Annotated in this window: 15 protein-coding genes; 8 read left to right on the forward strand and 7 right to left on the reverse strand. The window is 44.3% G+C overall.

Annotation, left to right across the window (positions count from 1 at the left end):
* Window positions 1-67: 67 nt before the first annotated feature.
* Both AB1Z56_RS05075 and AB1Z56_RS05080 read right to left on the reverse strand, forming a co-directional pair.
* Window positions 68-1,228, reverse strand: coding sequence for a FecR family protein (locus tag AB1Z56_RS05075; RefSeq protein ID WP_426791324.1), 1,161 nt, complete (start codon window positions 1,226-1,228; stop codon window positions 68-70).
* A 75-nt stretch (window positions 1,229-1,303) separates the two neighbouring features.
* Complete coding sequence (locus AB1Z56_RS05080) at window positions 1,304-1,912, reverse strand: RNA polymerase sigma factor (RefSeq protein ID WP_309360763.1); 609 nt, start codon at window positions 1,910-1,912, stop codon at window positions 1,304-1,306.
* Between the two features lie 383 nt (window positions 1,913-2,295).
* On the opposite strand from AB1Z56_RS05080, the gene AB1Z56_RS05085 reads away from it, so the two are divergent.
* The 8 genes from AB1Z56_RS05085 (at window position 2,296) to AB1Z56_RS05120 (ending at window position 15,074) form a co-directional block, all read left to right on the forward strand.
* Entirely contained in the window at window positions 2,296-2,877 is a 582-nt protein-coding gene (locus AB1Z56_RS05085) for an RNA polymerase sigma factor (RefSeq protein WP_309360761.1), read from the forward strand.
* A 51-nt stretch (window positions 2,878-2,928) separates the two neighbouring features.
* The gene (locus AB1Z56_RS05090) at window positions 2,929-4,122 is read left to right on the forward strand and encodes a FecR family protein (protein WP_309360759.1); all 1,194 of its coding nucleotides are present in this window, start codon (window positions 2,929-2,931) and stop codon (window positions 4,120-4,122) included.
* Window positions 4,123-4,246: 124 nt separating this feature from the next.
* A complete protein-coding gene (locus AB1Z56_RS05095; RefSeq protein ID WP_426791325.1) occupies window positions 4,247-7,633 on the forward strand; it encodes a SusC/RagA family TonB-linked outer membrane protein in 3,387 nt (1,128 codons plus the stop codon).
* 13 nt (window positions 7,634-7,646) lie between these two features.
* A complete protein-coding gene (locus AB1Z56_RS05100) occupies window positions 7,647-9,518 on the forward strand; it encodes a RagB/SusD family nutrient uptake outer membrane protein (protein ID WP_309360755.1) in 1,872 nt (623 codons plus the stop codon).
* Between the two features lie 23 nt (window positions 9,519-9,541).
* Complete coding sequence (locus tag AB1Z56_RS05105) at window positions 9,542-10,009, forward strand: DUF5018-related domain-containing protein (protein ID WP_426791326.1); 468 nt, start codon at window positions 9,542-9,544, stop codon at window positions 10,007-10,009.
* A 112-nt stretch (window positions 10,010-10,121) separates the two neighbouring features.
* Window positions 10,122-11,558 (forward strand): Gfo/Idh/MocA family protein, encoded by a 1,437-nt coding sequence (locus AB1Z56_RS05110; RefSeq protein WP_426791327.1) that lies wholly within the window; start codon window positions 10,122-10,124, stop codon window positions 11,556-11,558.
* A gap of 114 nt (window positions 11,559-11,672) precedes the next feature.
* Window positions 11,673-13,469: an alpha-1,3-galactosidase-related protein gene (locus AB1Z56_RS05115; protein WP_426791328.1), complete on the forward strand. Its 1,797-nt coding sequence runs from the start codon at window positions 11,673-11,675 to the stop codon at window positions 13,467-13,469.
* Between the two features lie 81 nt (window positions 13,470-13,550).
* On the forward strand, window positions 13,551-15,074 hold the full coding sequence (locus tag AB1Z56_RS05120; RefSeq protein ID WP_426791329.1) for a redoxin domain-containing protein: 1,524 nt from the start codon (window positions 13,551-13,553) through the stop codon (window positions 15,072-15,074).
* A gap of 82 nt (window positions 15,075-15,156) precedes the next feature.
* Here AB1Z56_RS05120 and AB1Z56_RS05125 read toward each other — a convergent pair whose 3' ends face one another.
* The 5 genes from AB1Z56_RS05125 to AB1Z56_RS05145 form a co-directional block, all read right to left on the reverse strand.
* Complete coding sequence (locus tag AB1Z56_RS05125; RefSeq protein ID WP_426791330.1) at window positions 15,157-16,164, reverse strand: redoxin domain-containing protein; 1,008 nt, start codon at window positions 16,162-16,164, stop codon at window positions 15,157-15,159.
* Window positions 16,165-16,176: 12 nt separating this feature from the next.
* Window positions 16,177-17,715 (reverse strand): RagB/SusD family nutrient uptake outer membrane protein, encoded by a 1,539-nt coding sequence (locus tag AB1Z56_RS05130; RefSeq protein ID WP_426791331.1) that lies wholly within the window; start codon window positions 17,713-17,715, stop codon window positions 16,177-16,179.
* A 10-nt stretch (window positions 17,716-17,725) separates the two neighbouring features.
* Window positions 17,726-21,358 carry a SusC/RagA family TonB-linked outer membrane protein gene (locus tag AB1Z56_RS05135; RefSeq protein ID WP_426791332.1) on the reverse strand — a complete coding sequence of 1,211 codons (3,633 nt, stop codon included), beginning with the start codon at window positions 21,356-21,358 and terminating at the stop codon, window positions 17,726-17,728.
* Window positions 21,359-21,463: 105 nt separating this feature from the next.
* Entirely contained in the window at window positions 21,464-22,552 is a 1,089-nt protein-coding gene (locus AB1Z56_RS05140; RefSeq protein ID WP_426791333.1) for a FecR family protein, read from the reverse strand.
* Window positions 22,553-22,627: 75 nt separating this feature from the next.
* Window positions 22,628-23,197 carry an RNA polymerase sigma factor gene (locus AB1Z56_RS05145; protein WP_309360740.1) on the reverse strand — a complete coding sequence of 190 codons (570 nt, stop codon included), beginning with the start codon at window positions 23,195-23,197 and terminating at the stop codon, window positions 22,628-22,630.
* Window positions 23,198-23,205 lie beyond the last annotated feature (8 nt).

Consider the following 23,205-nt stretch of genomic DNA (forward strand, 5'->3'; position numbering starts at 1 on the left):
ATTGGGCATGCGGTATAATTTTATATTAGGTACTGTGCTACGACAGTCACCGATGTTAGTCCTAATCTTACTTTGTTTCTACGATAAGCCTCCTTCCTTGCATCTCTACCTGGATGCTTTTAAACGTTTTCAATAAATTCAGTACTTTTTCAAAAGGCCAGGACCGTGGGATTCTTCCGGTAAAGGTTTCGCTTGTTGCGGCACCCTGATACTGGATATCCACATTGTACCAGCGGCCGAGCTCGTCCACAACGCTGCCGATATCGGCATCTGTAAAGTCAAAGTAGCCCTCTTTCCAGGCGATGACCTCCGCGGGGTCCACATTTTTGATGGACATGGATTCTCCCGTTACAATACCCTGTTCACCGGGCTTGAGGATGACGCGCCGATGGGCATTGGTCAACGCGATGGAACCACTCAAGAGGGTTGTTTTGGTCCTGGATTTGGCTTTGTAGGTATTGACGTTAAAATGAGTTCCCAGTACTTCGATCAGTTGATTTTCGGAGCGCACCCGGAAAGGCATGGCCGCATTGTGTGCCACTTCAAAATATACCTCACCGCTGATGGTGACCTCGCGCGAAGAACCCCGGAAGGCTGAAGGGTAGCTGATTGACGATTGTGCATTGAGCCAGACTTGCGTACCGTCGGCCAATGTCAGTTGGTAGCGACCACCCCGCGGGGTAGCAAGTGTATTGATAGGTACCTTGTCGATGTTCTTACCGGCCGTATAAACCAGATTACCGGGTTTCAGTTTGTTGATATGAATGTTTCCCTCGGTACTGAGTTCGCCATTTTTGGACTCATCCAGCATGATTTTTTTACCATTGCCTAGGGTTAAGATGGCTTTATCCGTAGCGGGATGAATGCTGCTGCTTTGCTTTTCAGCAGGGGTCGGTGACTGGTCAGCCTGCTGCTTGAAGATGTAAAACGAGACGGCACAAAGGAAGACGAGGGAGGCCGCTGCTTGCCATAGCCTGTTTCCTGAATGCAGGAAGGACAGCTTCTTTGGTCGTTCGGTCGATGCGGATGTCTCCGCGTCGATCTGATCGAAGATCTTTTCCTGCAGTTGCTTTTTCCGGAATAAACGCTCTTCGGCGCTTAAACTGTCGATGAGATCTGGATTGGCTTCAAAGGAAGCGTACCATTCTTCAAGAACCTGGAGCTCGTCCTCCGTTATTGTTCCGGCTTCGTATTTAGCGAGTATATCAAGTAGCTGTTGATCGTCCATTTCCTGAGCTTTATACTAAGGAGTACCCGAAGTCTGCAAAAGCGGGAATGGAAATTTGAAAAAAAATACTTTTCCCTAATTTTTGTGTGTATACAGCAGCAGGACCAAGTAGAAAATATCCATTTGATGTTCTTTGATTTCCGTGCGCATTATCTTCATGGATTTTGTGATGTGCTTGCGCACCATGGCCACCGAAATGTTGAGCTGGTCGGCGATATCCTGATTGGAACGTTTTTCGAAGCGGCTCAATAGAAAAACCTCTTTGCAGGTGGCGGGCATTTTTTCGGTGATCTGGATAATCTCTGCATGGATTTGCTTGGCTTCGAGTATATTATCGGGCTGAATCGGAGCGGTATACCCGATGTGTGCTGCGGTTTGGATATATTTATCCTGGACCTGTTGCGCCCGGTAGGTTTTAAAGACCTGAAATTTAATCGCCGTTTTTAAATAGGCCGCAAGGGAATGGCTGAGCGTGATCTCCTTCCGCCGCAAATAAAAATCGACAAAAACATCTTGTACGATCTCTTCGGCCGTAGCCAAGGAGCCTGTCCTTTTACCGGCATGATTGATCAAAGGTTCCCAATAGCGGTTATAAAGTTCGGAAAATGCTGCTTTATGGTCTTTCATTTGGACCAATTCCACCAGTTCCTGATCCGAAAGCGTTTTCAATTCACAATTAGCCATTCTAGTTAAGCAAAGACCAAATGTAAATAGGCAATTAAACCTGAGCGTTTTACGAATATTAATAAATTATTAATATTCGTTTAGCGAGCTCCCGCAGACGATGTTGTTGACTTCCTACAATACGGGCGAGCCCTTCAGCTAATGGTGCCGATTTCCTGCTGCCGACATTGCCGAGCTCCCGCAATGGATATTGCCGGCAGCAAGCAAGATGCGCTCTTCGATCGGAGCTTCCATTATATTTTACATGGTTTTTCCATTATTATACATGTTTATTTGTGCTACTTTTAATATATTAGTCCGAATTTTACAATTATAAATCAATTGGCTTGCAATCTGAAATCGATCTGATGGAAGTGCCAAACGTTCGCTAAGCATAGATGATAATGAATATCGAGGAAGAAAAGGAAAGGTTATTGGAATTAGTTCAGGGAAATAAAAAAGCCTTCGAATTATTTTATGGCTTTTACCGTCCGCAACTCTACGGCTATGTGTTCAAAATGGTGCGTTCGCATGAAGTGAGTCAGGAAATATTCCAGGATATATTCATTCGGATCTGGAAGCAACGCGAACAGATCGATGTAGATCAGTCCTTTAGAAGTTACCTCTATACTATTGCCCAAAATTTAGTGTACGACTACTTCAAAAAAGTGGCTTCGGACCGCAATAAGATCGAAACTTTTAAATTGCACTACGCTAAATCGTCTACAAATAATATTGAGGAAAATATCGGTTTTAAAGAAGCTCGCGATCACCTGGAAGATATCCTCGCCATGATTCCCGAAAAATGTAGGCAAGTGTATGTGCTTTGTAAACTGGAAGGACGGAGCTACCAGGAAGTGGCCAAACTGCTCAATATTTCAATGGCTACCGTCAATAACCATATTGTAAAAGCCAGTAGTATAATTAAAAACAATTGGAAATCAGACGTTTTCTATCTTTTTTTATTTTTTTTTATTTTTCAATAGTTGGTTTTCCTTTACGATTCGTATTAGCCCTTAGAATCAATAGAAAACCAAGTGAACCAAGAAAACTTTAACGAGTTATTTGAAAAATACCTTAAGGGAAACTGCACGCCAGAGGAACTGGAATTGTTCTTTCAGTTTGTCCGTGACAAAAAGAACGAATCCTTATTGCTTGATCTGATGCAGCAGCATGAGCTTGATGCAGATCTGCATAGCGAAGTGTTCAGGCAGCAGATGCAGCTTGCTTTTGATAAGACGGATGAAATGCTCGCGAAGGAGCTGTCACAATATCCTCCTAAAACCAAAACAGTTTACCTAAAATGGATACCTTATGCAGCGGCAGGAATTCTGCTCGTTGGAGCGGCATTTTTTGGTTGGCAAAGATGGCAGGAGCAGAGCCTTCAGGAAAATGGGCCTAAGCTTGTCAATACGACAATTGATCATCAGGCCCAAATGACCTTACCCAACGGTAAGGTTCTCTTGCTGGCCTCGGACATTAAGACACCACAAGTATTACTGGAAAAAGATCAGGTACAACTGGTACAAAAGAGCGCTAACCAGCTTGAAATAAGAGGGCTTGGACGTGGGCAGATTGTTCATGAACTGCTTGAACTGAAAGTCTTCAAAGGAAAGCGTATGCAAATATCCTTTGCCGACCATAGTTCGGTGATGCTCAACTCGACATCACGTTTTAAATTTTCTATGGAATTTGATGCACATGAACGAAAAACTGAACTTGTAGGGGAAGGGTATTTCGAAGTAGCGCATAACCCACAAAAGCCTTTTTTCGTCAAAACACCAACGCAGCTTGTGCAAGTGTATGGTACCAAATTCAATATTCGCGAGTATCCGGACGAAAACCTGGTGAGTACGGCGCTATTTGAAGGAAAGGTATCGGTACGCAAACGGCATGGGGATAGCTACGGCAAAGCAGATTTCTTAACTCCAGGAAAGAAAATCGTACTGGCAAAAGATCGTCCTGTCAATGAAAAAGTGGAAATAAAAAATGACAAGGAGATCAGGGGTTGGATCACAGGGCGCCGATACTATAATGGCGTTGCATTAAAGACTATTTTACGCGATCTGTCGCATGATTTTGATATCCTGATCGATGGGGATAAAATACCGGATCTACGGTTTCAGGGTACCATTCCACAGGATTTTGCATTGGATCAGATTATCGAATTGATTAACCAGACCGCAAATATCAAATTATACAAAAAGGATAACCTAATAACCATTCAATAATAAATTTATGAGAAACAAAGAGAAACCAAGCTGAGAAAAAAGCAAAATCGGACGTGGTACCAGCACATCCGATCGTTGCTAGGAGTAAAAAACAAATTTTCTAAGAACCTAACATGACAAAAGTATGAATTTTAAAGTTCAATACAAGGAATTGTATTGCCTCGTCTATCGATTAAAAAAAATCAAACGTAGACCCCTGATTTACGGTATCCTGCTTATGAAACTAATTGTCTTATTGACAGCGATGGGAACATTGAATGCATATGCTGCGGTATATGCGCAAAAAATCAATCTCAATCTGAAAAGTGCGACCTTAAAGGAGGTCTTGGATCATATCGGTGAACAGTCAAAGTACGATATGTTTTACAACATCGATTTTGTTGAAAAACTGGGTAAACTGGATGTTAAATTGGAAAACATGGAGCTCGAACAAGCCCTGGAAAGCCTGAGCCGACGCTTGCCAATCGACTATAAGATCAATGCACATATGATCACCTTATTTCCGAAAACAGGTGCTTTGGTCCAACAACGTCCTGTGAAAGGAAAAGTTCTGGATCAGGACGGTAATCCATTGGCCGGAGTTACCGTGGTGGAGAAAGGGACGAGAAATGGTACGACAACCGATGCTACTGGAGAGTTTATACTGAAAGATAGCAAGGCTGGAGCTACTCTTACCATAAAGATGCTCGGATATGTAGGTCAGGAAGTCGTTTCCGATGGCGAGGTATTGGACATTCGTTTGTTGAAGGATGTCGCTGCCCTGGACGAAGTTGTCGTTGTAGGATACGGTCAAAGCAGTAAACGTAATATCAATAGTGCGGTAAGTACACTGGATATCGGAAATGTAGCCAAAATACCTGTGCAGTCTATCAACGACGGAATCGCAGGTCGTATCCAAGGGGTCATTGTAACCAGCAGTTCAGGTGCACCCGGAGCTAAAAGTTCGGTCTCCATTCGCGGAGCCGGCACACCATTGTATGTTATTGATAACGTCATCCGTTCACAAAATGACTTTTTAAATATAAATCCCAATGATATTGAAAACTACTCGGTCTTAAAGGATGCAGCGGCTACGGCACTTTATGGTGCACAAGGTGGTAACGGTGTTATTTTGGTCACCACAAAAAGAGGAAAGAACGGGGCCATGGATATCAATTACACCTTCAATCAAACCTTTTCCCAACCGACTATTTTTCCTAAAAAGCTGAATTCTTATGATAACCTCAAAGCAATTAATGAGGTGTATAAATTTGAAGGGCTACAACAGCCGACTCCCGATAATATATTGGAATATTATCGGACACAGGAGAAACCTTTTGAATACCCCAATACAGATTGGCAAAAGGTTGGATTACGGGATTATGCCACTGAACAACGGCATGATCTGGCCATTACGTCGGGGAGTGAACGCCTAACCTATTATGCTTCGGGATCTTACTACAATCAGAATAGTAACCTACGCACAGACAATAATAAGAACCGACGTATTACGTATCGTCTAAATACGGTCAGCAATTTTAAAGAAGTTCACTTAAAAGTTTCTGCTGGATTAGATGGCTATATTGAAGAGAATAGCCTTCCAAGCTCATCAACGGCATCATCCTATGCGGCGTTCTATCAGCACATACAGCAAAAACGATCTTCTCAGCTGGCTTATAATGAATTTGGTCTGCCTTCCGCTAATACAACCGATAACCCCGCTGTCGAACTGTCGGACGCTTCGGGATACAACAAGTCGAACTCGCGCATATTCAATAGTGTGCTGTCATTTGAATACGATGCTCCATTTCTGGATGGATTGACTTTAAAGGCAAATGGGAATTATAATATGTGGAATTCGAAAAACAAATTATGGAATTTAACAGCCCCGTCCTATGCAAATAATAGTACAACACCAATCTTAGGTAATCCGCCTAATTTAAGTGCAACCCGAGGCGATGGCAGCACATTATTATTACAGGGTTATTTACTTTATAACAAGAAATTTGGCGATCACTCCATTGATTTTACTGGGGTTTATGAGCAGGCGAAAAACTTAAGTAGTTCAATTTCTGCAACAAGACAACAGTATCAAATCTTATTTGATCAATTTATCGCAGGACCAACAGTCAATCAGTTGGCGAATGGGTCGGAGTCAGAAAGTGGCCGGGCGGGCTACGTAGGGCGCCTATCTTACAATTATAAATCCAAATATTTTATCGACGGATCGCTCCGTTACGATGGCCTTGATCTCTTTCCAAAACAACGGCAATGGGGTACTTTTTATGCCTTGTCAGGTGGTTACGCCATTTCGGAAGAATCCTTTTTTCAAACGCTGCGCGATCGTAATATTCTGAATTACCTCCGTCTTCGGGGCTCTTATGGTCTGGTGGGAAGTGCCGAAGGGATTTCACCTTTTACGTACGTACCGGGGTATGGCATCAATGCCAATGCCTGGGTGATTGACGATAAAACAGTGCAGGGTTCTTCTGAGCCAGCGAGCTTACCAAGTACCAATTTTTCATGGTATAGCATTCGGGAGCGAAATTTTGGGTTGGATTTTGCATCGCTAAGCAACCGGCTGACGGGCTCTTTTGATTACTTCTATAAGCGCACGACAGGTTATGTGGTTGCCGACACACGTTATGCGGCAACCTTGGGTATCGGCCTTCCGCCGATTAATTTTGATGCCGGAGCTTTCCGTAGGCATGGTGCCGAGTTTAACCTAACCTGGAACGATCGAAGTGGCAATTTCACGTATAAGCTTGGGGTCAATTTTACTTACTTCAATCAATTATGGGAGCGAAAACCGTCTGAGGACGATGCTACCTTGAAAAACCCTTATATGCGCGAGTCGGGAATTGTCGACGTTGGTGTGATCAATGGATACCTTAATCAGGGCTTTTACCAAAATAATGCCGACTTGTTGTATGGTCCACGCCGAATTAGTTCGATCAATGTGATCGCCGGTGATTTACGCTATGAGGATTTCAATGGCGATGGTAAGATCGATGGGGCAGATCAAATTCGCGTAGGCGACAATTCATTTCCCCGGATTAATTATGGTACCACCATTGACCTAGGTTATAAGGCCTGGAGTCTATCGGCAGTTGTGATGGGGTCGGGCAACCGTGATCGTTACCTGGGTAGCATCATTCAGGGATCAAGTGCGCAGAATATGTTGATTTACGGATTTCAACAGGACTATTGGCGCCCGGATAATACGGATGCATTATTTCCTAGACAAGTATCGACAACAGGTGTAAATGGCAACAATAACTTCGTGAACAGCGATTTCTGGATTTTGCCTTCACGTTTCGTTCGGCTCAAATATTTCCAACTCGGTTATGATTTGAAAGCACAGCTGTTGAAAAATACCAAGTTTAAACAATTTCGCGTATTTGCAAGTGGGACCAACTTGTTGACCTTTTCCAATACGAAGAAATACTTTGTGGATCCCGAGTCTGATCAAAACAATGAGAATTATCCCATCCAACGTACGATTTCTTTGGGTGTAAATGTTGGTTTTTAAGTTAGATAGTAAAATGAAAAAATTGAATAAACTTTCCTATATAGCCTTGGGATTGCTGCTGACAGGTGCATTTACAGCTTGTAAAGATGTATTGGATACCCAACCTTACGATAAAATCGGTGAGGATATTATTTGGAACAGTCGTGCAAATGCCGAAACCTTTATCTATAGTACCTACGGCATTATGAATAGTTTTGCAGGTGGCCCAGCTACGGACTCCTGGACCATGAATCTGATCAGCATGGACGGTACATACAATGGCGCAAATGCGGTTTTTACGGAACGCCTAGACCGTACTTCGGATATGGGCTTCGACAATTGGGGCGAAATAAGACGATGCAATGTCATTATTGCTAAAGTAACCAGCTCTGTAGGAATTACTGAGGCCGATAAAAAGGAACTAATTGCGGAAGCAAAATTTCTACGTGCGATGTCCTACTATAATATTGCGCGAAAAGTAGGCCGCATCGTTTGGATTGATCGGGTGCTAACACCGGATGATGAGCTGCTGCTCCCGAGTACGGCTTCACCGACGGAATCGTATCAGTATATTATTAAGGATCTTGAGGAAGCGGTGGCGGATTTACCAACAAAGGTGGTTACGGGTAGAACAAATAAATATGTCGCCGCGGCCATCTTAACGGAAGTATGTTTGCAGGCACTGGCCTATGAAAACTACCCCAACCCAATTGCTGTAAACCCCTCTAATCCTCTGTTGAAAAAGGTGCTTGACTATGGTGAACTGGTGCAATCGGGTGGATACCAATTAGAGCCAGATTACGGTGGAATATTCAATGAAGGCAAACCTTATTCGAAGGAAACGATTTACGGCATTTACCGCAAGGCAATTAATACGTCCTGCGATGGTACGCCGATGCAGGTGATGATTCCAAACTTGAATAATGACAATATAAAGCAGTCCGGGGGTAGCCCGCTATTGAAATCTCCGATCAAAATATTTGAAGCATGGGGCGACCATGGGCCATCCCAAGATTTGGCCGATGATTACCTGGTGATTGATGCGGAGAGTCCACAGACTGCCGTACGCTGGGATAAAACTTCGCAGTTTAAAAAAGCGATCGATGAGCAGGCAACTATTGCTACGACGATTATTCCGAAAGCAAATGGAGAGAAGGAGCTCAATCGGGGTACAATAAGGGCCGGAAGTAACGCAACAGTATGGAGTCTGACCAATCAAAATCGCGATGCGCGCTGGAATGCCAGTGTGTTAAGTGATTCTTCCGCTGTTTTTTATGGGGAGACCTTAACGACGGATGTGAAAGGTAATTCGGGTCGCTGGTTAAAATTGAATGGATATGCCTATTATACTTCACTCACCAATATGTATTGGCGCAAAAGTGTATATAACAATGTAAATCCACGTATTTATGTCGGTGTCCCTACAGATTACCATTATGTGATTGCAAGGCTCGGCCGCGTATACCTCAATATGGCCGAAGCGTATCTGCTGCAGAGAAACTTAGGGAAAGCTTTGGAGATGATGAACAAAACACGCGTAGTACATGGGCAACTGCCACCAAGTCAGGCGACCGACTTGGCTATGGCTTGGACAGATTATAAACGTGAACGTCGCGTAGATCTTGTCCTTGAAAATGACTATTACTGGAGCCTCTTGCGTTGGGGACGGTACGGTGGCGATGCGAATCATGGAAATGCATCGGGCGGAATAATCCCAGAGCTCACAACGCTTCCTAAAGTAATGGATATCAGTAAAGACCGAAAGCATTTTTCTGTGGTACAGGGTGCTTTTTATTCGTCCAATGATGTCAGGGAATTTAATGCTTCGCGACGCTACCTATTTCCAATACCACAAAGCTTTCTTGAACGAAATAGCAAGTTTGGTCCGCAAAATCCAGGATGGTAATTCCGAAAATGAAAAAATTAAAGATGAAAAGAACACTAATATTAGTATTACTGCCATTCATCATGGTGGTAATGAACAGCTGCTTGAAAAAAGGTCTTCCAGAATATGAAAATTGGGACCAGAATAATATTGATAATGTGTACGTAGAATACCGTTATGAAGGGAATAAGATGATGAATGGTAAACCTGTGGTGGAGTATAAGCGTTTGGATGTAGAGAAAAAAGTCAATACATCGAACAGTAGTATTGAGTTGAAAATTCAGGTTCCCGCCGCATCGGGTTCTTTTACAGATGACATCAGAAAGAAGGTGCAACAAAACTACCTGTGGGTTTATACCGATATTTCTACTGCAGCTAAGATTGCGCCGATTGGCGATACGCCAAAACTAGGTGATCCTGGCGATTTAACTAAAGATTTACACTATCGTGTTACGGCTGCCAACGGCACAACGCGCGATTGGGTGATCAATGTGGTGACGTTTAAAAACTAAGCGTAAGGCCATTGGATTATGCCTGCATTATACTTTGAAAGGCATAATCCAATATGGCTAAGGGATCAATCACCCCGCATGTATCGCAACGGACGCGATAAATTTCATGCATATGATTGTAAGCACATATAATTTTAAGATGACCGAAATGAATTCCAAAAGAAGAAATTTTTTGAAACTGGCTGGGCTTTCAAGTTTGAGTGTCCTGTCCGGTAAAATATTTGCCGAGTCCCAAGCCTTGCTGGACAAGGAAGCGTTAGCTGCTGTGTCAGCTCCAAAACAGAAATTTAATATGTGCGGTTATGCGGCACCCAAAATGGACAAGGTACGCATCGGATTTATCGGTGTCGGCAATAGAGGGGCATCGGCCGTCTATCGGATTGCGCATATTGATGGCGTCGAAGTCAAAGCCATAGCCGATATCCGCCGCACGGTGGCCGAGCGGGCTGCTAAGCACATCAAAGGGGAAACGCCCACCATCTATGCAGACAAGGAAGATGAATGGAAAAAATTATGCGACCGCTCCGATATTGACCTCGTCTATATCTGCACCCCCTGGCATCTGCATACACCCATGGCGGTTTATGCCATGAAGGCCGGAAAACATGTTGCCGTAGAAGTTCCCATTGCCACGACAGTTGAAGAGTGCTGGCAGCTGGTCGAAACCTCCGAAGCAACAAAAAAACACTGCATGATGCTAGAAAACTGTTGTTATGATTTTTTTGAGCTCATGACATTGAATATGGCCAGACAGGGACTATTTGGAGAGATACTGCACGGGGAAGGGGCTTACCTCCATAATTTGCTGCAGGAAAATTTTGCTAAAGACAGCTATTACGAAATGTGGCGATTAAAAGAGAATTTCCGCAATGGAAATTTGTATCCCACACATGGTCTAGGGCCTATCTGTCAGTTGATGGATATCAACCGCGGAGATAAAATGACTTATTTAACCTCGATGTCATCCAATGATTTTAGTATGCATGCCAAAGCCGTTGAATTGGCCGCGAAAGATACTTTTTATAATCCGTATGCGGGCAGAAGTTTTCGGGGAAATATGAACACGACCACGATCCGCACACAGCGGGGTAGAACGATCATGTTGCAGCATGACGTGTCTAGCCCTAGACCCTATTCACGCATACACTTGGTTAGCGGCACCAAGGGAATGGCTCAAAAATGGCCCGAACCCGAAAGGATTGCCTTTGGTCATGATTGGATCTCCGGCGAAGAGATGAAAAATCTTGAACAGCAGTATACGCCCGAGATTGTGCTCAAAGTGTGTGAAATGGCCAAAAAGGTGGGTGGTCACGGTGGGATGGACTTTATGATGGACTGGCGCTTGATCGATTGCCTCCGCAATGGTTTGCCCCTCGACCAGGATGTTTACGACGCAGCGCTGTGGAGCGTTATTGCGCCGCTGAGTGAACGTTCGGTAAAGAATAGGTCCAATAGTGTAGATATTCCCGATTTTACAAGAGGGGCATGGGCGACCAACGCCAAAATAGAACTCTCTTTAAAAGGTGGTGGAAATACCGGAATGAAATAGGAATCCGACGATGTTAAAGGTTGCAAGTTTTTCATGAGGAGGGTATATCGTATCAATATATGGTGATATAGTACGACTATAAATGAAGTTAATTATTAATATTTTGGTAGTATAATGAGAATAATAATTTTGAGTATATGGACATTGATTGTTTTACAGCTGCATGGGCAGACCATTGATGTCAGTCAGTTTGGGGCGCGCCCCAATAGTTTTGGCGATGCTACAGCATCCGTGAAAAGGGCAATTGAGGCGGCAAATGGGCAGCCTGATGCGGTCCTAAATTTTCCAAAAGGCAGGTATGACTTTTGGCCTGATAGTGCGACCCAAACCCACTATTATATTTCAAACAGTTCCTCAGAAACTGAATTTCCCGTCAAAAATCAACGTGTGGGTTTATTCTTTAAAAACAGTAAAAATCTGACTGTGGAAGGCAATGGTTCTACCTTTGTATTTCATGGGAAAATGATCAGCTGGGTGCTCGATAGTTGTGAAAATATAACCATGCGCAATTTTACCGTGGACTATGAACGACCGGGTATGTCTGAAATGACCATCCGGTCTGTGTCGCCAAGCCAGGTGCTTGTTTCGGTTCACCCCGATAGCAAATTCAGTATTATAAACGGGCAGGTGCAATGGTATGGTGAAAAATGGATTCCCAATCCAAAAAGTTTCTTTTTGGCCCGACTAAATCCAACGGAAGATAAAATCTATTACAGCAATTGGGCTCCTTTTCAGGCGAGTAAGGCCGAAAAAGAAGGGGCCTATGGCCTAAAATTTTCTGGAGATTTCTCCAAGTTTAAGGCCGATACAGGTGATATTCTCACGCTTCGGGATGCTATCCGGGATTATGTTGGGGTGTTTCAAAACCGGAGCAAGAATATCAGTCTGTATAATGTGCATATGAACAGCATGCATGGCTTGGGTATTGTAGCCCAGTTTTGCGAAAATTTGAACTATGACCGTGTTGACGTTGAACCAGCTAAAGGTAGCGGTCGGGTGATGGCTTCATCGGCCGATGGTATGCACTTTTCGGGCTGTAGAGGGCAGATCACCATCAACAACTGTCGGTTTAGCGGAATGCATGACGACCCCATCAATGTGCATGGAACACATCTGAAAGTGAAGGAGATTATCTCACCAACACAGCTGAAATTAAGATTTATGCATTATCAGAGTTACGGTTTTATGGCTTTCAGCAAAGGCGACACGATTGCTTATCTACATGCTAAAGCTTTACAGATCTATGGGCAGGGGATTGTGAAATCGGCCCGTTTGGTTAATGAGCGTGAGCTTATCGTCGAATTGGAAAAGCCTATTCCTAGCCAGCTTCAGTTGGATGATGCCTTAGAGAATATCACCTGGACGCCGGCGCTCACTTTAACAAATTCGCGGTTTGAACGCACAATTTCAAGGGGAACTTTAGTGACAACACGGCGGAAAGTGTTGATCGAAAATAACGTCTATTACCGTACGGGTATGCATGCTATTCTCATTGAGAATGATGCTATGGGCTGGTACGAGTCTGGCCCCGTCAGTGATGTCACGATCAGAAACAACCAATTTATAGCCTGTGGTTTTAACAGTGCGCCAGAGAGCTATGCGATTAAAATCAATCCAGAAAACAGCGAACGCGTGAAAAATTATTATGTACATCAAAATATCCGTATCGAAAATAATAGTTTCAAACAGATTGATGCACCAGTGCTGTCGGCCAAAAGCACCAAGGGATTGCTTTTTGCCCATAATAAAATCGAAAAATTGAATGCGGCAGCAAAGGGCAAAGGCCTACCGGCATTCAATTTTATAGCATGTACGGATGTACAAATCAGCGGAAATGAATTTACTGGAGAGGAGCCAGCAATACAGCTAAAAGAAATGGGAAAAGGTGCTATTAAATCGGATATCAAATGATCAAAAAAAAATCTGAGACATAGCACGCTCTTACCTGTCTATTAAGTAGGTGAATTATAAACTTTCCAACTTAATCGTAAGATGAAAAATAGCAAAAAGAACAAATTATTCTGGGCTGTAATCGGTGTCTCGCTAACAATGGCGGCCCATACCGATGCCTATGGTCAGATGCGCAAAAAGGCAACCATAACTGACGAGAAGATCCTTAAAGAGCTGGTCGCTAAGGTCGAGCATAACTTCGATAGCCTGAGTTTTCACAAGGAATTGATCGAAGGTATGGGGACCAGCAACCCCAAATTGATCGCTTATTATGATAAATGGATGAAAACCCATCCCAATAATGCCAATATTCCGTTTGCCCTGGGCGAAGCGTATGAGAATGAGGAGAGCCCCAAGGCAAAAACATACCTGCTCAAGGCTGTGGATATCAATCCCAAATTTACCGAGGCTTGGGGTGGGCTCTGGATAGACGCCGAACGTTGGGGAGACAATAAACTGGCCTTGGACTACCTAAAAAAAGCAGTCGATTCGGATCCATTCAATCCCAATTATGCCTTTTATTATGCCAGCTCTTTTTCAAACATCGACATGGAAAAATATAAGGTACTGAGTCAGGATGTCGCCAAAAAATTCAACACGAGTGAACGCGGTGCGCAGGCGCTATATTGGCTTGCAGTCCGTTCTTCCGGTGACGACTATAAAGAAAGCATATTTAAACAATTAAAAACACAATTTGATCCACAAAAATTCGGCTGGTCTTCCAGCGGTATGAACGCCTATTTTGATCTTCTTGTAGGCCAGAAGCGTTTTGCTGAAGCGAAATCGCTGGCAACAGAAATGCTTGCCAAAACGGAACAGGATGGATGGAAAGAAAAGGAGCAGAATGCTGTTCAGCTGATCCAATATAAAACAGCACTTGAAAAGGGCAACCAGGCGCAGGCTTTGACTTTATTGGATCAAATCAAAGTGAGTAAGTATGCCCCCTTGTACCGCATGTTGCCGATCTATAAGGCAGATATCCTCGTATCGCAGGGTAAAGGTGCAGCGGCTTATGAGCAGTTATTGGCCTTTTATGCCAAAAACCCGTCCAACGAACTTCGTGCTAAGATTGCTGCGGTAGCTGGTAAAATAGGGAAAGATCGTTATGATCAGGATATTATGCAGTTTATCATTGGCAATGCGGTACCGGCTGCCGGTTTTGAATTGAAAAATTACGAAGGTGGAACGACAAAATTGGACGATCTGAAAGGAAAAGTGGTGCTGTTGACCTACTGGTTCCCGGGCTGTGGTCCTTGTCGTGGTGAGTTTCCACATTTTCAGGCGGTGGTAGACAAGTTTACAACAGATCAGCTTTCGTACGTGGGGATCAATATCGTGCCCGAGCAGAATGACTACGTGCTGCCATTTATGAAGTCGACCAAATATTCCTTTTATCCCCTGGAAGAAAAGGAGGGCCGCGTAAAAGGCAATCTGGATAATAGGGGCGCCGCGCCCGTAAATTTCCTGCTTGATAAACAGGGGCGGATTATTTTTTCCAATTTCAGAACCGACCAGAACAATGAAGATGAGCTTGAACTGATGATCAAGGAAGCATTGAAAATATAAAAGTAAAAAAGGTGATCTCTCATGAGATCACCTTTTTTACTTTTGCTGTTTACGAGCCGCTCTTACTGTTTTGCTTTTACGGCTATTTTAGCAATTTGTCCAGTTCCTTTTCCAGCTGCTCGCCACGCAGGTCCTTGGCGACGATCTTGCCATTTGGATCGATCAGAAAGGAGGTAGGTAACACCGATACCGCATATTTTGAAAGGGCAATAGCTTTGTCACCCGGGTTGTCGATCAGCAGCTGCCAGGGCAATTCGAGGTCGCTGATGGCTTTGATCCAAGCCTTGTGATTTTTGTCTGTCGATACGCCGATCACTTCAAAGTTTTTGCCTTTATATTTGGCATAAGCTTTTTTGATAAAGGGAAATTCTTCCCGGCATGGACCGCACCAGCTGGCCCAAAAGTCTAAAAATACATATTTTCCCTTGAATTGTGCGAGCGATACGTCTTTGTCGTTTTGATCTTTCAAAATAAAGCTGGGCGCAATGCCGCCGACTTTTGATCCAAGTTCACCACTAATGCGGTCGGCAATCCGTTTTCCTTCATAGCTCTGTTGGAGGGCGCTCGGGAACTTGTCATAGAGCGTTTTACGCTGTTCTGCAGAGAGATATTCTCCGAGTCTATCCAAGGCAAAAGCGGCCGCATAGGACTGGGCATGTGCCGAAACAAATTCGGCTAATTGGGCACCTTTGTCCTGGCTTTTTTCCAATTGCTCCGTTAACTCCTCATACAAGGCCTGTGGTGCTGAGCCACTGACCTTCGATGTCGAAAAACCTTCAGCCAACTTGAGGGCAATGTCTACCGTCATTGGCTTGTCGATCAGAATACCAAAAGGAACATGCCCTTTCTTTACTTTTATGTCGTAGCTTGAATAAAAGAGGTACCTTGTTGGATGCTGAAATGGAACAGCTATTTCAAATTTTCCGTTTTCGACTTTCGACGAATCTGTCACACCGAGTACATTATTGTACAGGTATACGGTATAGCCCAATGGATTATCCTCCACTTTACCCTTAAACGTTATTTTCTGTTGGGCGAAAGCTGAAAGACTAAGAAGTGCCGCCAAACCTGCGAGTATTGTTTTTTTCATTTTTTCTGATTTTTAATAGCTGTTTTGTACAATTGCGCCCTGACTGGAAATTAGCTCCGTCCTTGGGATCGGTGCTGCAAATCGCCGCGATTGTTTGGGGAGTGTGTAAACCTTGGTCGGCTCTGTTGTACTGACATTTGACACGGTATAGGGGTAGAAGGTACGTTTCAACTCCACATCATCCCCAGCATAGTCGTTGTTGTTGAACCTGCGGATGTCGGACCAACGTTGTGTATAAGGGAGCTCGCGACGTCTTTCCTCCAGAATCTTCTTGATGGCTTCGTCTTTGCCACCGGCTTGCAGGTTTACCCACGCGCCTGGTTTCAAGCGTTTGGCCCGCAATTGATTAACGGCATTGAGTGCTTCTGTTACTTGACCTAATCGGGCATGTGCCTCCGCTTTGATCAATAACATTTCCGCCACGGTAGGGCCTGAAGGGATGCGGTCTTTGTAGAAGAACACATAGCCGGGCCAGTCATAGGCCGGTTTGGTCATTCCGCGATCGTAAGAGTAGCCTTCAACAAAGTTGTATTCGTAACGTAAGTCATGGTCGTGGTCGTACAGATCGATCAGCTCCTGACTCGGTACATACCACCAGGACTCATGATAAAGCATCCGGAAATATAAAAATTCTTTCCATTGGATCATATCCGTGAAATCGGTGTTGTTGTCGTGCGTGTATGGAAATTGCAGTGTAACGACTTTCGCATCGGGCGTGCCGGTATTGATACTGATGGTCGAACTGCGGCCATAACGCATGTCTTTGTTGTAGTCAACGAGTGTGCTGTATTCGGCCAGCGCTTTATTGGTATAGTTTAATGCAAGCTGATAGTTGTTGCGAATCAGGTAATAGCGTGCAGCAAAGCCGTTTACGGCAGCAGTATTGGCACGCCAATGTCTGGCCTTGCCAGACTGGATCAGCGGGCTACTTGTCTTTTGTGCTTCGGCCAGATCTGATTCGATCAGTTGGTATACCTCGGCCAGTGGTTTGCGCACAGCAGATTCGTCAAATGAGGTACTGTTCTTGATCGGAAGTCCAAGCTCGTTTTTATTGGCGTCGGTATAGGGAAGACAATAGGTGTTGACCAGATTGAGGTAGCTATAGGCACGGATAAAATGTGCATCGGCGCGCAGCCGATCTTTATCCTGCTGGGTGCCGCTTACCTTTTCCAGATTTTCGAGCACCATATTGGCATTAAAGATCTTGTTATATTCATTTTTCCAAAAATTCTCCCGCGTGTCGTCCTGCACAAAGTCGATATCCCACAAGGCGAACTCTACGGCGGCCATACTGAATGTGCCGGGACGCGCATCATAGATTTGCTTCGTGAATCCGTAGTCGTCGGTACCATAGATGGTGGTGCGGTTTCCTTCTTGGTAGAATGTCGAGTAATTATTCAATAGTGCATCGAGTTCAGCTGTTGTTGTCACCACAAGATCGCTGGACTTGGAAGGCTTCTCATCGAGAAATTTGTTGCATCCGGATAGCAATAGGCTACTGCATACGGCAAGTGTAGCCAGGATTTTTATATGATTATGTATGTTGTTCATTGTTTTAGGCTTAAAATCCGACCTTAAATCCAAAAGTAAAACGCGGGCGTGGCTTCATCGTACCCAAAGGGAATTCAGGATCCTCACCCTGTTTGTTGAACAGCACGGTGAAAAGATCATTTCCCTGTATATAGACCATGGCATCGCTCTTTTTCAGTATACTCCATTTTTTTGTCGGTAGACGGTAGCTGGCGTTTACTTCCTGCATGCGCAGATGTGAGGCATTGGCCGATAGATAGCTTAGATATTGGGTATAACGGTCCCAGAAATAATAACGCGGCTCGATGTCATTGAGCGGTAGCGGAACGATCTGATTGGGATCGCCGTTCATGACATCGCTCAGTTTTTTGTTTGGCAGCAGACGGTCGTAGCCTACAGCAGGATAATCGAAGGGCAGGGTTTTGAATACATGGCCCAATTTCCCGGTAAGAATAAAAGACAGGCTGAAATCATAGATATCGAATGTATTGCTGAAACCAAGGGTATAAGGTGCTACGCGTGTTCCGACATTGACCAGGTAATCGCGGCCGTCGCCCGGAGACCAGGCCCCGAAATCATAGCGGTCCCCATTGGCGCCATTAACCATCGGTTGTTTATTATACACCCCTGCATAGTCGAACATCCACATCGAATTGGCATCATAACCCTGTACATAGGCTCCGTAATTCTGCCCATAGCCATAGAGATCATAAGCAACGTAGTTAGCTACAAATAATTTGGTTACCTTGTTTTTGTTGTAGGAGAAGTTGAGGTTTCCGCGCCAGGTGATGTCCGAGCCTTTCAGGGGCAGGGTCGTTCCAAACTCCAGTTCAATACCTCTGTTGTTGATTTCGGCATTGTTGAGTTTTTGCTTGGTGACGCCATTGATGGCGGGAATGGAGAGCTCGGCGATCAGATCTTTTCCCTGTTTGTTGTATACGTCGATCTTTCCGTAGAGTTTGCCCTGCCATAAGGAATAATCGATACCCGCATTCCAGGTGCCTGTACGTTCCCAACGAAGGGAAGGATTTCCATAGCTTGAAATTCGCGCGGTATTATCGTTGGTATAGATATTGGGCAGGGTGCCCAAAGCCACCAGTGGACGGAATGATGTAGACCGGTCCACATTACCGTTAAAGCCATATGTCAACCGAAGATTTAATTTGTCCAGCCAGTTTACAGCCTGCATAAAGTTTTCGCGTTTGATCTGATAGGATCCTCCCAAAGACCAGAATGGTGCATAGCGATAGGCAGGGTCGTCGGTGATCATATTGGAGGCGTCTGTACGTATACTTCCCGAAAGGGTGTACTTATTCAGGTAGGTGTAAGCCGCATTTCCGTAAAGGGAAAAGAAACGTTCCGTTCGGTAGCCAAAGGCATTGCTGTAAGTAAAAGTCTGATTTTTACCCATCCAGTCTTTGATGGGTGCAAATGTTCCCCCAGGGCCATTCGGAAATGAACCGACGGCTAAGGTCGCATCGTTGTAGCCAAACACGGTGGGGTGGTAGAATTGCTCCGACACCTGGTTGCTGATTTCGGATCCCGCAATAGCATTGATTTCATGCTTTCCATTAAAGGTACGGTTGAAGTTGACCTGGTTACGGAAACTATAGGCATGTATACGTACCTGATTCCATTGGCTTGGACTGCTTAAAGGTTGTTCGATAATTCCGCCCTTCGGCAAATTGGGAACTAATGTACCTGTTTTGGTATCCCAGCTGGTCGCCTCGTTTACCTTTTTACGGACATAGAAGGAATCTTCGTTGTAGAGATAACGGTTGTTGGTATTAAAAAGTTCATATTGAAGCTTGGTGTCGAACGACAGGCCTTTCATGAGTTTTAACGTCAGTCCGCCCATAAAACGTGCATTCAGCTCCTTTGAAGTTTTGTTTTGCGCATGGATTTCCCGCGCCGGGTTGTAGGTCCAGTCAGCGTATGGAAATTTGTCCATGGGAACAGATCGCTCCATAAGGGGCCAGTAATATTGGCTGATATTGGTAAAGGAACCATCTGTATTAGTCAGCATATCGTAGGGCGAAAGGCCCTGGATATCGGCCAATGTCACACCGTTTTTGTCGTAGTTATTATATTGCAGCATGGTAGATGCATTGAAGTCAAGCCAGCTGAAGAGATTGACGGATGTCCGGTAGTTCAGCATATATTTCTGGTTTTTGGTTTCCTGAAAATTAGACTGGTTGCGCTCGTGCATCAGGGAGAATAGGTTGTTCATCCGGCCCGAGCTACCCTGCATGCTGAGGTTGTACTGCTGGCTGACGGGAGCTGCCAGGAGCAGATCTTTGATCTGCTGGCGATTGTCGAGTGTAGACAGCCGTGCAAGTTGGGCATCGCGCTCCGTATCGGAGAGAAAGCCCAGGTGGTTTTCACTCAATGCGACAAGTCCCTGTGACCAGGCTTTATCATAGTTAGATTCCAGGGAGCCCGAGTTCTCTACTGCACTCCATTTATTGAAAGCCATTTTTTCATAGTCGATGGTCTCTTTGGAAGAGGCCAGCGGATTGACATACGACAGGTCAAATTTTTGGCCTATCCGGGTGAAGGCTTGAAAGTCAACCCGGAGCGGGGTTCCTTGCCGGGCTTTTTTAGTGACAATGACAATGACGCCATTGGCAGCGCGGGCTCCCCAGATGGATGCGGCTGCCGCATCTTTGAGGATGTTGATACTCTCTACATCGTTGGGATTGATGGACTTGAAATCACCCTGTATGGCAAAGCCATCCACCACAACCAAGGGCGAGGCATTGGCTGTGAGGTTCCCGGCAGCATCCCGGATATTTAAGCTGGTCTGTCCACGGATTTCAAAGCGCGGATTTCCGTCCACATCCAGCGTTGCCTGAACTCCCGCCGTGGTCCCAATAATACGTTGTGCAATATTGGTGCTCGGTTTTTCGATCTGCTCCTGCGAAACACGTCCGAAAGAACCGGTTGCTCTTTCGGCATTGATCGTTTGAAAACCGGTGCTGACGACGACTTCTGCCAAAGCCTTTGTTTCGCGAGCGAGCTTGATGTTGTCGAGATCGGCCGCAATGGAAATTTCCTGGGTTTGATAGCCAACATAAGAAATGAGCAAAGAGCCTTTAGCAGGAGTATTGTTCAGCTCAAAATAACCGCTGCCGTTTGTCGAAGTGGATACTGGCGTTCCTTTGAGCGAAACCGTGGCATTCTGCAGCGGTTCGCCTTTTTCATTTCTGACGTAACCATTTAATTTCCGCTGTACGGTTGTTGTGAAGGAAGGATTGCCTGTACTTTTGATCGGGCCAGCCTTCGGTACCAACGAAATGATTTTGCCATTGATATGGTATTCCAACGGCTGGTCCTTGAGTAAAATATCAAGTGCCTGCTCCACATTCGCATTGGAAAGATGCACTGAAATTTTCTGTCCTTTTTTTAGTAACTCATTGTTATACAAAAAAGAATAACCACTCTGTTTCCGGATTTCTTTGAATACAGTTTCAAGAGAGCTCTTTTCAAACTTGAGATTTACTTTTTGGGCATAGGTATTGGCGGACAACTGTAGACTTGTTCCCAATACAAGATAAGCGGCCAAACGCATTTTTAGTAAAGATTTAGGTAAAATACTGTAGTTTTTACAAAAATCGGGGTATAAAGATCCACCCCAACGTTTAGTATCAACTGGATTATTCATACATTTGATGATTAGGTTAGTAATTTTTGAATTCGAAAAGAGTGATGCCTAATGTTAATGGCAGGGATGGGCAAACATCCCTGTTTTTTTTAGGGCAGGGTTAGTTTAGTTTTTTATCATAATATTCCTCCCATTTATATTAAATCTTACGTTGGTATATAGTTCAAGCGATTTCAATAATTCTTTTAGATCAACATTGGTCTGCAGTTCACCATTTAATTTAAAGCCCTTTGGTAGGGATCCGACAAAATTGACGTCATAGTTGCGTTCGATGATGCGGGCTATTTCCGGAAAGTCCATTTTATCGAGTACGAGCACACCATCTTTCCAGCCTATGGATTCTGTAGCGTCGACCTGCTGCAGTGTAGATTCCGAACCGGTCAATTTTAATTGTTCATCGGGTTTTAACAGAATCTGCTTGTTGTCTTTTTTGTTGGTTACACGGACTGAACCTTCAACGAGGGTCGTTGTACAGTTCAGCTCATTTGCATAGTTGTTGACATTGAACTTTGTTCCGAGAACTTTCACTTCCTGATCGCGCGATTGTACACGGAATGGTACCCTAAGGTTGTTGCGGGTCAACTTTGCAATTTCAAAATAACCTTCGCCCTCGAGTTGTACTTCGCGGCCAAGACTGTCAAAGGCGGAAGGATAGCGGAGCTCAGAGGCCGAATTGAGCCATACTTTGGAGCCATCGGGCAGCACAAAATTATACCTGCCAGCACGCGGAGTACGGATCGTGATGAGCTGCGTTTTTTCTGCTTTTGTGAGTTTGTTGTCTAAGCGCTCCTTTAAATTTTCGCCATGACCTTCAAGGAGAATACTATCGCCATTAGGCAACAGGGCATAGGCTCTGTCTGGTACCATCAAAATACGCTCGGTTGCTTTGGCGGTGGTTTTGTTTTGGGCAGCCTCATGCCACAATACCTTGCCCAAAAAGGCAAACAGCAGAAGGGAAGCTGCAGCAACTGCTGCATACTTCCAACGGGTGGGCCGATGGGTTTTATCAAGTGCTGTTATCTTGCTGAGATCGATCTGCTTCAGTTTTTCGTGTAGCAAGCTTTCGTCGAGATCATCAAGTGAATTTTTGGACAAAAGTTCATTATAATAGGAAAAAAGACGTTCCCGCTCAGCTGTTGTAAGTGAGTTGGATGTGTAGCGTGCTAATAGATCTTGTAATTCGTGTTTATCCATTTTTTTGGGTGGCGTAATTTTCCCCTTTGATTATAAGACAGGTCAAAGGGATGATTGTCTCAAATAAATTTTAGATTAATGGAAAAAAAATAAAAAAAGATATTTCAGATTGCTCTTTAATAAGAGTAAGGCATTGTATATCTGTTGTCTGACTGTTTTTGGAGTGATGTTCAGTTTCTCGCTGATTTCCTTATGGGAAAGCTCTTCCTCACGACTCATCTTGAAAATTTTCTGCATCTTTCTGGGCATGGAGTCAATTTTTTGCTGTAGGATCTCGAGAAGTTCTTTCTCCTGCAGTTTTTCTTCGACTTCATTTACCCCCTCAGAATGGGCGTCGAGGTAATAGCTGTTAAATTTTTCCACAACTTCGACATGCGCAAGCTGGTTAAGGATAAGATGGCGGGTTGCTTTATGGATATAACCCTTCAATGATGATTGCACGTTGATATCAGTCCGTTTTTGCCAAAGTTTTAAGAAAAGTTCCTGAACCACATCCTGTGCTTTATCATAATCTTGATAAAATAAAAAGGCATGCTGGAAGATCGAAACTTTGTAGCGGTTAAACAATTCAGCGAAAGCAGTCTGATCATCCTGTGCAGCAAGATGAAGCAGTTCAATATCCGATATAGCTTGGTAATCGTTCAAATTTGTTA

It is taken from the genome of Sphingobacterium sp. WOUb80 (assembly GCF_050058145.1).
Lineage (GTDB): Bacteria > Bacteroidota > Bacteroidia > Sphingobacteriales > Sphingobacteriaceae > Sphingobacterium.